This is a genomic window from Olsenella sp. An293 (assembly GCF_002159495.1).
Lineage (GTDB): Bacteria > Actinomycetota > Coriobacteriia > Coriobacteriales > Atopobiaceae > Thermophilibacter.
The window spans coordinates 1-10,845 of sequence record NZ_NFIT01000022.1; the positions used below are offsets into that span (position 1 = coordinate 1).

Annotated in this window: 10 protein-coding genes, 1 tRNA gene and 1 pseudogene; all 12 read right to left on the reverse strand. The window is 67.2% G+C overall.

All coding sequences use genetic code 11. The annotated features are described in order from the left end of the window. Nucleotides 1–270, reverse strand: a 270-nt coding sequence (locus B5F85_RS10165) for a sugar phosphate nucleotidyltransferase (protein ID WP_255373666.1), incomplete at its 3' end; no start/stop codon positions are given. Nucleotides 271–329: 59 nt separating this feature from the next. Then, on the reverse strand, nt 330–2,762 hold the full coding sequence (locus B5F85_RS10170; RefSeq protein WP_087316924.1) for a glycogen/starch/alpha-glucan phosphorylase: 2,433 nt from the start codon (nt 2,760–2,762) through the stop codon (nt 330–332). A gap of 136 nt (nt 2,763–2,898) precedes the next feature. After that, nucleotides 2,899–5,043, reverse strand: coding sequence for a 1,4-alpha-glucan branching protein GlgB (gene glgB, locus B5F85_RS10175; protein WP_087316926.1), 2,145 nt, complete (start codon nt 5,041–5,043; stop codon nt 2,899–2,901). 341 nt (nt 5,044–5,384) lie between these two features. Then, a complete protein-coding gene (rbr, locus tag B5F85_RS10180; protein ID WP_087316928.1) occupies nt 5,385–5,930 on the reverse strand; it encodes a rubrerythrin in 546 nt (181 codons plus the stop codon). A 74-nt stretch (nt 5,931–6,004) separates the two neighbouring features. Continuing rightward, nucleotides 6,005–6,874, reverse strand: coding sequence for an adenine glycosylase (locus B5F85_RS10185; protein ID WP_239386882.1), 870 nt, complete (start codon nt 6,872–6,874; stop codon nt 6,005–6,007). A gap of 14 nt (nt 6,875–6,888) precedes the next feature. Next, nucleotides 6,889–7,383 carry an Rrf2 family transcriptional regulator gene (locus B5F85_RS10190; protein ID WP_087316932.1) on the reverse strand — a complete coding sequence of 165 codons (495 nt, stop codon included), beginning with the start codon at nt 7,381–7,383 and terminating at the stop codon, nt 6,889–6,891. Nucleotide 7,384: 1 nt separating this feature from the next. Further along, nucleotides 7,385–8,098, reverse strand: coding sequence for an HAD family hydrolase (locus B5F85_RS10195; RefSeq protein ID WP_087316934.1), 714 nt, complete (start codon nt 8,096–8,098; stop codon nt 7,385–7,387). A 182-nt stretch (nt 8,099–8,280) separates the two neighbouring features. Further along, a tRNA-Asp gene (locus B5F85_RS10200) sits at nt 8,281–8,357 on the reverse strand. A gap of 106 nt (nt 8,358–8,463) precedes the next feature. Then, entirely contained in the window at nt 8,464–9,270 is an 807-nt protein-coding gene (locus tag B5F85_RS10205; protein WP_087316936.1) for a hypothetical protein, read from the reverse strand. 16 nt (nt 9,271–9,286) lie between these two features. Beyond that, on the reverse strand, nt 9,287–9,895 hold the full coding sequence (gene recR / locus B5F85_RS10210; RefSeq protein WP_087316938.1) for a recombination mediator RecR: 609 nt from the start codon (nt 9,893–9,895) through the stop codon (nt 9,287–9,289). A 13-nt stretch (nt 9,896–9,908) separates the two neighbouring features. Beyond that, nucleotides 9,909–10,244, reverse strand: a complete 336-nt coding sequence (locus B5F85_RS10215) for a YbaB/EbfC family nucleoid-associated protein (protein ID WP_204204778.1) — start codon at nt 10,242–10,244, stop codon at nt 9,909–9,911. Between the two features lie 22 nt (nt 10,245–10,266). Further along, nucleotides 10,267–10,845: pseudogene (locus B5F85_RS10740) on the reverse strand (hypothetical protein); the annotation flags it as partial.

Consider the following 10,845-nt stretch of genomic DNA (forward strand, 5'->3'; position numbering starts at 1 on the left):
GGGGGGCAGAATCGAGACGCCGCCGCCGCGCTCGTCGAGGTTCCAGGCCTCGCCGGTCCCGATGTAGCTGTGCAGCAGGTACGGACGGTACTGGGTCAGGACGCCCACCGTCGTGATGCCCGAGTTCGCACAGTTGGAGAGCGCGAAGTCGATGATGCGGAACTTGCCGCCGAACGAGACCGCCGGCTTGGCGACGTTGCTCGTCAGCGCACCGAGTCTGCTGCCCTGACCGCCTGCCAGGAGCATTGCGATGCACTCTTTCTTGCTCATTCCCCCACTCCTTTCACAGCCATTGCATGGGGGGCCGTCGGGCCCCCCAACACGTACACCTAAATGTGCCAGATGTCAGCCATGTACTCACGAATTGTTCGGTCAGAAGAGAAGTATCCGGCCTTGGCGGTATTGTGAAGGGCCGACTTGTTCCATGCGGCGCGGTCGCCGTAGAACTCGGTCAGCTCGCTCCACGCCTGGACGTAGGAGTGGAAGTCGCGCATGACCAGATCCGGGTCGTTGTCGACCATGAGGTAGTCGTGGATGCTGTCGAAGTTGCCCGAGAGGCGCGCGAGCGTGCCGTCGGTGAGCATGTCCACGATGCGGCCGAGGTGGTCGCGGTCGGAGTTGTACATGTCCCACGCGTAGTAGCGGCCCGAGGCGCGAAGCGCGTCGACCTCGTCGGCGTGCAGGCCAAAGATCTTGATGTTATCGGGGCCCACGAGCTCGGAGATCTCGATGTTGGCGCCGTCGAGCGTGCCGAGGGTGATGGCGGCGTTCATCATGAGCTTCATGTTGGAGGTGCCGGAGGCCTCGGCGCCGGCCACGCTGATCTGCTCGGAGATCTCGGCCGCGGAGTAGATGAGCTGGGCGTTGGAGACCGCGAAGTTGGGCACGAAGGCGACCTTGATCTTGTCGTTCACGCGCTCGTCGTTGTTGATGACGTCGGCGACCGAGTTGATCAGGCGGATGACCTCCTTGGCGAAGGTGTAGCTCTGGGCCGCCTTGCCGGAGAAGATGAACGACGTCGGGCGCGGGTTGTAGCTCGAGTCGGTGATGAGGCGGTTGTAGATGTCGAGCACCTTGAAGACGTTGAGGAGCTGGCGCTTGTAGGCGTGGAAGCGCTTGACCTGGACGTCAAAGACCGTGTTGGTGTCGAGCACCACGCCGGAGGTCTGCTTGACGTAAGCGGCCAGACGCTCCTTGTCGGCCTTCTTGGCGACCTCCATGCCCTCGAGGAACGAGGCGTCCTGCTCAAAGGGAACGAGCTTCTCGAGCTCCATGGCGTCGTCGAGCCAGCCGTCGCCGATGGCCTCGGTGATGAGCTTGGAGTAGGACGGGTTGGCCTCGCACAGGAACCGGCGGTGGGTCACGCCGTTGGTCTTGTTGTTGAAGCGGTGCGGCATCATCTCGTAGAACTCGTGGAAGACGGTGTCCTTGAGGATCTGCGTGTGCAGCGCGGAGACGCCGTTGATCGAGTGCGAGAAGATGATCGAGAGGTTGGCCATGCGGACCTGGCCGTCCCACAGGATCGCGGTCTTCTCGAGGACGCTGGTCCAGTTGCCGTCGTTGGGCGAGAGGTGCGTGGCGAGGTTGTCGCGGTAGCGGCGGTCGATCTCGTCGATGAACATGTAGAGGCGCGGCAGGAGGTTGCGGAAGGTGTTGATCGGCCACTTCTCCAGCGCCTCGGGCATGACCGTGTGGTTGGTGAAGGAGATGGTCTCCTTGCAGATCTGATAGGCCTCGTCAAAGCCCACGCCCTTCTCGTCAACGAGGATGCGCATGAGCTCGGGGCCGCACATGGCGGGGTGCGTGTCGTTGGTGTGGATGGAGACGCGCTTGCCGAGGTTGGCCCAGTCCTGGCCAAACTCGCGCTCATAGGTGCGCAGGATGGTCTGCAGGCCGGCGGAGACGAAGAGGTACTCCTGCTTGAGGCGCAGCATCCGGCCGTGCTCGCCCGCGTCGTTGGGGTAGAGGATCGTGGAGATGGCCTCGACGTCGGAGCGGAACTTGTTGGCGCGGGCGTAGTCGCCGGCGTTGAAGGCGTCGAGGTCGAAGTCCTCCGTGTAGGGCTCGGCCGACCACAGGCGCAGCTTGTTCACGACCTTGCCGCCAAAGCCCACGATCGGCACGTCATAGGGAACGGCGCGGACGATCTCGCCACCCTCCTGGGTGAACCAGAAGTGGCCGTTTTCCTCGTGGCGGACGACCTGGCCGCCAAAGCGCACGAGCACGGAGCTGCCGTCCTTGCGGGTCTCCCAGGGAAATCCGTTGGCGAGCCAGTTGTCCGTGCGCTCGACCTGACGGCCGCCCTCGATGTACTGGCGGAAGAGGCCGTAGCGGTAGCGCATGCCGTTGCCGTAGCCGGCGATGCCCTCGTGGGCCATGGAGTCGAGGAAGCACGCGGCCAGACGGCCCAGGCCGCCGTTGCCCAGGCCCGGGTCGACCTCCTGGCGGCAGATCTCCTCGAGGTTGGCGCCCATGGACTCGACGCCCTTGGCCACGAGGTCACGGATGCCGAAGTTGATCAGATAGTTGTCGAGCAGGGGGCCGAGGAGGAACTCGAGGGAGAAGTAGTAGACCTTCTTCTCCTCCTTGGTGTGCGAGCTCGTCTGGATGGCGCGGGCCTTGCTGGCGATAAGCTCGGCGAGCACGTAGAACTGCTCCTGGCTGCTGCACTCCTCGAACTTGGAGCCGTACTTCGTCATGCAGGCCTCGCGATACTGCTCGATGAAGTCCTGCTCGTTCTCAAAGATCTTCTCGGTAGTCAAAACATCTCCTCAGATCGGGCGACAAGGACAGGTGGCACGCGGCTGGGGCGCCGCGCGAGGGGTCGTCGTCGCTTGTCGACCCCTTGGCGGTGTGGGGCCGCCCAGCCGGGCGGCCCCACTTAGCTTACTACTCCGATTACTCCTCAGAAGCCTTCTTACGCGTTGCTGACTTCTGTGCCGGCGCCTTCTTGGCGGCCGGCTTTTTGGCAGCAGGCTTTTTTGCCTCCGTCTTGGTCGCAGCCGTCTTGGTGGTCGCGGCCTTGGTGGCCTTGGCCGCCGGCTTGGCCGCCGTCTTCTTGGCCGGGCGGCGCAGCGCGCCGGTGCGCTTGAGGACCATGCCGGCCAGCGGCGGGACGCGCACGACGACGGACTGCTCGCGGCCGTTCCACGGCTCGTCCTGGCACTTGATCTTGCCGGTGTTGACGACGCCGGAGCCGCCGAAGCGCTCCTCGTCGGAGTTGAACAGCTCCTCGTAGACGCCCCACTCGGGCACGCCCATGCGGAAGTCCTCGCGCGCGTTGACGTCAAAGTTGATGAGGATCACGAGCTCGTCGCCGGGCTTGTCGCCCTTGCGGATGAAGGTGACGATCGACTGGTCGTTGTTGTCGGCGTCGATCCACTCGAAGCCCTCGGACTCGAAGGCGCGCTGCCACAGCGCCGGGTGCTCGTTGTAGAAGCGGTTGAGCGCGCGGACGAAGGTCTGCTGGTGGCGGTGGGTCTCGTACTGCTCGGCGAGGAAGTACTGGATGGCCTCGTAGTAGCGCCACTCGATGAACTGGGCGATCTCGTTGCCCATGAAGTTGAGCTTGCCGCCGGCGTGGGTCATCTGATAGAAGGCGAGCGCCCTCATGCCGGCGAACTGGCGCCAGTAGTCTCCGGGCATGCGCGTGATCAGCGAGCACTTGCCGTTGACGACCTCGTCATGGGAGAGCGGCAGGATGAAGTTCTCGTTGAACTGGTACATCGTGGAGAACGTGAGCATGCGGTGGTTGCCGGGGCGCCACGGGAAGTCGGTCTGCATGTAGTGCAGAGTGTCGTTCATCCAGCCCATGTCCCACTTGAAGTGGAAGCCCAGCCCGCCGTTCTCGGGCGGGTAGGTCACGAGCGGCCACGCCGTGGACTCCTCGGCAATCATCATGACGTCGGGGTAGAACTTGCCCATCGCGGCGTTGGTCTGGCGGATGAAGGCGGAAGCGTTGAGGTCCTCCTCGGTGCCCTTCTCGTTGAAGCGCTTCTGGCCCGGGTCGTCGATGCCAAAGTTCATGTAGAGCATACTCGAGACGCCGTCCATGCGGATGCCGTCGGCGTGGAAGAGCTCGGCCCAGTACAGGGCGTTGGAGACCAGGAAGCTGCGGACCTCGCCGCGGGAGTAGTCGAACTGGTGGGTGTTCCAGTTGGGGTGGATCTTGTGCTCGTAGAGCATCTCGCCGTTGAAGGTGGCGAGGCCCTCGGAGTTGGCGCAGAAGCCGCCCGGGACCCAGTCGAGGATCACGCCGATGCCGGCCTTGTGGCAGGCGTCGATGAAGTGCATGAACTGCTTGGGGTTGCCGTAGCGCGAGGTCGCCGCGAAGTAGCCCGTGGGCTGGTAGCCCCAGGAGCCGTCGAAGGGGTGCTCGTTGACGGGCATGACCTCGATGTGGGAGTAGCCCATGTCCTTGACGTAGGCCACGAGCTCCTCGGCGAGGTCGTCGTAGGAGTAGACGACGCCGCGCTGCGCGGGGAAGGGATCGCCGGGGCCGGGGTAGGTGCCGTCGGGGCGCGGGTCGCCCTGGGGCTCGTCGCCGTGGCGGCGCCAGCTGCCCAGGTGGACCTCAAAGATGTTGAGCGGCTCCTTGAACATGTTGCGGGCGGCGCGCTTCTTCAGGTAGGCGCCGTCGCCCCACTTGTAGCCGGCGAGGTCGAAGGTGCGCGAGGCGGTGCCCGGGATCTTCTCGGCGTAGAAGCCATACGGGTCGGCCTTGTAGAGCTTCTCGCCCTCGGCGGAGACGATCAGGTACTTGTAGAGGCACTCGCCCTCGATGCCGGGGACAAAGCCCTCCCAGACGCCGCCGGTCTCGGTCTGGGTGAGCGGAGTGGCCGTCTCGTCCCAGCCGTTGAAGTCGCCGATGACGTGGACGCTCTGGACGTCGGGGGCCCAGACGGCGAAGTGGTAGCCCTTCGTGCCGTCATCCGTTTGCGCGGGGTGCGCGCCCATCTTCTCGTAGCTGCGATACCACTCGCCGCGAGCGAACAGGAACAGGTCGTCGTTGCTCAGGTAGAGCGTGCTGTCGAGAGCTTCCATGTCTCACTCCTCGAAGGTCTTGGCACCGCGCCCCGTGCGCGGGCATTCCGACGCAAAATCAAAGCGCGCAGAACAACACCCATTGTGCCAATTTCGTCAATGCGCTGTCCACGAAAAAACCGTGAGTGAGACCAATGCGCCCGCGAGCAGGGGTCGGTTTGCGGCGGGCGGTCGGTCGGCGGGGCCCGAAAGCGCCACGATTGCTAAGCGCGTGGAGCCACAGCGCGGGGCGGGCGGGAGCGGCACATGAGAGGGCTCCCCGGTCCCGCTAAGCGGAAGTTTCGCGAAGCGCACTTCCGCGTGCGGGACCGGGGAGCCACCGGCTCGATTGGGTCAGGCGACTAGTAGTTGATCGCGTGCTCCTCGAAGTAGGCGCGCGGGTGGTTGCACACGGGGCAGACCTCGGGGGCCTCGGCGCCCACGTGCAGGTGGCCGCAGTTGAGGCACTTCCAGACCTTGACGCCCTCGCGCGCGAAGACCTCGCCGGCCTCGATGCGCTCGGCCAGCTTGTTGTAGCGCTCCTCGTGATGCTTCTCGACCTCGCCGACCATGCGGAACTTGGCAGCGATCTCGGTGAAGCCCTCGGCCTCGGCGGTCTCGGCGAAGCCCTTGTACATGTCGGTCCACTCGTAGTTCTCGCCCGCCGCGGCGTCCTTGATGTTGGTCAGGGTGTCGGGCACCTCGCCGCCGTGGAGGTACTTGAACCAGAGCTTGGCGTGCTCGCGCTCGTTGCCGGAGGTCTCGGTGAAGATGTTTGAGATCTGGACGTAGCCCTCCTTCTTGGCCTTGCTCGCGTAATAGGCGTACTTGTTGGTGGCCTGAGACTCGCCGGCGAACGCTGCCTCGAGGTTCTTCTTCGTCTGCGAGCTCTCAAAGTCAACGGCCATCGGAACTCCTCTCCCGCCCCCGCGGGGGCGTTGTCCGGTCGGGCCCCTGCCCGACCACGCAATACCTTACTCAGCTAGACGCACCATGCGTCCCCGACGAGTCGGCAGAAGCCCTCCGCCGCGAGCTCGTCGAGCAGCGCCCGCACCTCCGGTGCGCTTAAGGGGCTTCTACCCGACTTCTCCTCCTCGCTTGCAAGCTCCGCGGAAATTGCCTCGAGGGTCGGCCCACCGGCCGCTTCTTCCCTGTGAGCGAGAAGGACGCGCAGCGCGGCGGCGCGCTTCTGGCGGTGCGAGCCCTCAAAGCGGGACTGGCGGGTGTGCCCGCTCGAGCGGCGGCTCGGGTTGGGGACCGTCCGCTTGAGGTAGGCGCCGTAGTCGAGCAGGGCGTAGTACCAGGTCCGTGGGTCGTCGGCGGGGTCGCTGGCGTCCGCGGGGCATGTTACGTCCACGAGCGGGAGCAGCTCTCGGTCGGAGACGGCCCCCTCTCCGGGGAAGAGCTCGTGGAGAAAGACCGCGCGCACGTTGGTCTCGAGATAAACGGCGTGCTGGTCAAAAGCAAAGGCGAGAATCCCCGCAGCCGTCGCGGGACCGACCCCGGGCAGCGCCTGGAGCGCACGGGCGTCGGCAGGAAGTGCTCCCCCTCCCGCGACGAGCTCCCCCGCGGCCCGGTGCAGCGCGAGCGCGCGGCGGTTGTAGCCCAGCCCCTGCCACTCGTCGAGAACGTCTGCGGGCGAGGCGGCGGCGAGGGCGCCGACCGTGGGAAACCTCGAGAGCCAGCGCTGCCAGCGGCCGTCGACCCGCGTGGTCTGGGTCTGCTGGAGCATGACCTCGGAGAGCCAGATCTCGTACGGGTCGCGCGTGCGCCGCCACGGGAGGTCGCGGTAGAGCTCCGCGCCGCGCGCGAGGACGAGCCCCCTGAACTCGGCGAGCCCATCCGGGCTCACGGACGACGCCACCCTCATCGCGACGACGCGTCGGACGTGGCGAGATCGCGCGCGGCCGAGACGTCGACGAGGCGAAACTCGCCCTCGAAGACGGGGGAGCGGCCCTCGACGACCAGCTGGTGCAGGGTGACCGACGAGAAGAGCCCCCGCAGCAGGCGACGGGCGTTGCACCACACCGGGCTAAAGCGGCAGGTGGGCAGGTTGGGGCACGGCGAGCCGTCCCCCGAGGGGTCCGCGCAGCACGAGATCTCGACCGACCCCTGGAGCGCCTCCACGACGTCGAGCAGCGTCGTCTCGCGCGGGTCCACCGCCAGGCGCATGCCGCCGTTGGCGCCGCGGGAGTTCTCCACGATGCCGGCCACCCCGAGGTCGTGCTGGATCGAGCGGGCAAAGGAGTAGGGCACGTCGTTCTCGCGCGCCGCGGTCCTGACCGACACGATCCCGCTGGGGTCCTCGACGAGCTCTGTGAGCATCCGCAAGGCGTAGTCCGTCCTTCTCGAAATGTCCATCTCAGCTCCTTCCGGCGCGCGACCCCGTCTTCCAGTCCAGGATCGGCCAGCCGTTTCTTCTTGCGGCGACGGCGAGGGTCTTCCCCGGGCAGACCGCGTAGGGCCTCCGGGCGCGGGCGAGCAGGTCGGCGTCGGAGTGGTGATCCGCATAGGCGGCCTCGAGCGACCAGTTGCCGGGCCCAAAGTGCTCGTCGCACCAGCGCACCACCGCCTGGTACTTCTCGGCACCCGCGATGACCGGGCCGTCGACCTCTCCGGTGTAGTCGCCCGCGGCGTTGCGCTCCATGCGCGTCGCCACGAACCCGTCCGCGCCCAACGCCTTGGCGGCGCGCGCGGCTATGGGCTCAAAGGTCGCGGAGACGAGCAGGACCGTGAGCCCGGCCGCGTGGCAGCGGGCCGCCTCCTCGACCGCGCGGGGCCGGTAGAGCGGGGCGAGCACCTCGTCGTAGAAGCGCGCCATCACGGCGTCCACCTCCTCGGCGCTCTTCTCGCCCAGCGCGCCAAAGACCAGCTCGCGCGCCTCGTCCTGTCGATACGGGAGGTGCAGCTTGTAGCGCACGCCCCACCAGATCAGCCGCGCCAGCCTGCACGGGGACATGATGTGGCTCCGAAAGAGGTAGCGCGTGAACAGCGAGCCCGACTGGCCCCCTATCGAGGTCCCGTCGAAGTCGAAGACCGCCACGCCCTGTGTCTTTGGCTCGCTGCTGGGCCGCATGTATGTCCCGTCGTCGCACGTTGCGTACGGAGATATGATACTCCGATGTGAGCATTTGGTTGGTAAGGAGTTGGCAAGCGGCGCAGGACGCCCGGCCGCGGCGGGCGGCGCCGGGGACGCGAGGGCGGCGCCGGGTCTCGAGGTATGAAAAAGGGACCCCGAAGGGTCCCCAGTCAGTGCAATGGCGGGATGTAAGGGACTCGAACCCTCGACCTCCGACGTGACAGGCCGGCGCTCTAACCAGCTGAGCTAACACCCCGTTCGCCTTGCGCGAGGGCTATTCTGACATATTCCCCACCCATCGCGCAAGGGGTAATTTCAAAAAAGTTCGGGCGCGTCCTTTGGGCCCCGGAGGTGCCGCGCGACTAGACGAGCGAGACGTCGTGGGTCGCGCCGTCGGCGTCGGTGACGCGCAGCGTGGTCCCGTCGAGCTCGGCGTCAACGGCCTCGCCCGCGCCCCCGGCGAGAGAGCCGTCGGCCGTCGTGACGTAGCCCGCCCCGCTGTGCCCGTCGATCACGTAGCAGACGACGTCCCACGCCTCGCCGCGGTTCTCCGGGATGAGGAGGGTGTCGCTCGAGCGCAGCAGCGCGACGGGGGTCCCCTCGATCAGAAACAGCGTCGAGCTCGACCCCGAGGAGCTCGTGCAGGCGAGCGCCCAGGTGCCGTCGTCTTGCTGGCTCAGCGCGTAGGAGTCACCCCCAAACGAGACCGACCCGCCAACGTCGGCCCGCTCCTGACCCACGTCGTGGGACAGCTGCTGGTCGACGAGCTGCTGCTCCTGCTCGGTGAGCTTGAGCGTCTGCTCGGGCTGGTCCGAGGAGCCGTCATTGGAGGAGAAGACCAGGCCCGTCACGCAGCTCCCGATCACAAACACGATCGCCAGCACCAGAATCGAGGCGATGACGAGAAGAACCACGTTCTTGCCGCTGCGCTCGGGCCCGACGTCGGACGCCTTGGCCTCGGGGTGGCGCTTGAAGTAGCGCTTCTCGGCATTGCGGCGCGCGCGGTCGGCGGCCTCGGCGGCGTTTTTGCGCGTGGTCACGCGGGCGCCCTGCCCCGAGCGGATGGTGGAGATGCCCTCCCCCTCGCCCGCCGCGGCCCGCCGAGACACCTTCGCCTTTGGCGAGGTTCCGGCAGCGTGCGCGGCGTGACGGCCCTTCTCGTTTGCCATGATCTCCTCCTTGCGGCTAGAGCTCCCGGCGCTCCTCGATGGCGCGGCCGAGGGTCACCTCGTCAGCGTACTCCAGGTCCCCGCCCACCGGAAGCCCGCTTGCGAGCCTCGACGTCCTCACCCCGAGCGGGCGGATGACGCGGGAGAGGTAGGTCGCGGTGGTCTCGCCCTCCACGTCCGGGTTGGTGGCGAGAATGACCTCGCTCACCTCGCCGTCCGCCAGACGCGCCAGCAGCTCGCGGACGTGGAGCTGCTCGGGCCCGATCTTGTCCATGGGGCTGATCACGCCGCCCAGGACGTGATAGAGCCCGTGGTAGGCCCCGGTGCGCTCGATCGCCGTGACGTCGCGCGGCTCGGACACCACGCAGATGGAGGTCCGGTCGCGGCTGGCGTCCGCGCAGACGTCGCAGGTGTCGCGCGTCGCGTAGCTAAAGCACACGGGGCAGAAGTGCACCTGCTGCTTGACCTCGAGGATCGCCTGCGCCAGACGACGCGCCTCCTCGGCGTCGGCCTCGAGGAGGTGATAGGCGATTCTCTGGGCCGACTTCGGGCCGATCCCCGGCAGCCTCCCGAGCTCGTCGAGGAGGCGCTGCAGGGCGCGCCCGTCGTTGCCGGGGCTCGTCATCTACCGCGCCCGCCTAGAACAGGCCCGGGATGTTGAGGCCGCCGGTCACCGACCCCATCTGCTGGCTCGCCATCTGCTCGGCGGACTCGAGCGCGTCGTTGACCGCAGCGAGGATTATGTCCTGCAGCATCTCGACGTCCTCGGGGTCGAGGGTCTCGGGGTCGATGGTGAGCGAGGTCAGGCGCATCCCGCCCGTCGCGGTGACCTTCACGGCCCCGCCGCCCGCGCTCGCGGACACCTCGGTCGAGGCGACCTTCTGCTGCACGGCGATGAGCTGCTCCTGCATCTTGCGCGCCTGCGCGATCATCTGGTTGCGGTTCATGCCGCCCATGTTGTATCCCCTGGCCATTGCGGTTCCTTTCGTTCGTTTCCTATTCGTCGTCCTCGTCGTCGACGGGCTCGTCGGTGTAGCCCATCTCGGAGGCGACGTCGTCATCCATCGCGAGCTCCTCGGCGGCGTCCTCGTCCGAGGTCGTGGCCGCGCTCTCCACGCTCACCGAGAGCGGCTGCCCAAACGCCTCCGCCAACATGGAGGCAATGCTCGCGAACTCGGGGGTGAGCTCGTCGCCGGCGCCGGCCCCTGAGGTGCCGCCGGGGCCTTCCCCAGCCGCTCGGCGCTCCTCGCCGCGCTCGTCGCTCACTTCGTGACTCGCGCTGGGGAAGGCCCCGGCGGCGGTCTCGGGCAAAGCGTCGGGCGCCGAGCCCGAGGCTCGCGGCAGAGGGGGAATCGGGGTCTGGGCTGGTGAGGGAATCTGGGGCGCGGGGGCGTCCGGCATCGGGACGTCGGGCTCGTAGACCTCCTCGTAGACCGTCACGTCGGCGTCGGTGTAGGGGACGACGTCGTCGTCCGGGACGGGCGCCGGAGTCGGGGCCGCCTGCGCGGCGGGCTCGTCCCACGGCATCGGGTAGGCGGGCTTCTCGGGCTCTGCGGGCTGGGGCGCGGGAGCCGG

What these genes read in the sequence shown, in the direction of transcription:
- glgB (WP_087316926.1), bottom strand. Translation starts at nt 5,043, where the DNA reads ATGGAAGCTCTCGACAGCACGCTCTACCTGAGCAACGACGACCTGTTC.
- B5F85_RS10215 (WP_204204778.1), bottom strand. Translation starts at nt 10,244, where the DNA reads ATGGCCAGGGGATACAACATGGGCGGCATGAACCGCAACCAGATGATC.
- B5F85_RS10190 (WP_087316932.1), bottom strand. Translation starts at nt 7,383, where the DNA reads ATGGACATTTCGAGAAGGACGGACTACGCCTTGCGGATGCTCACAGAG.
- B5F85_RS10205 (WP_087316936.1), bottom strand. Translation starts at nt 9,270, where the DNA reads ATGGCAAACGAGAAGGGCCGTCACGCCGCGCACGCTGCCGGAACCTCG.
- recR (WP_087316938.1), bottom strand. Translation starts at nt 9,895, where the DNA reads ATGACGAGCCCCGGCAACGACGGGCGCGCCCTGCAGCGCCTCCTCGAC.
- rbr (WP_087316928.1), bottom strand. Translation starts at nt 5,930, where the DNA reads ATGGCCGTTGACTTTGAGAGCTCGCAGACGAAGAAGAACCTCGAGGCA.
- B5F85_RS10195 (WP_087316934.1), bottom strand. Translation starts at nt 8,098, where the DNA reads ATGCGGCCCAGCAGCGAGCCAAAGACACAGGGCGTGGCGGTCTTCGAC.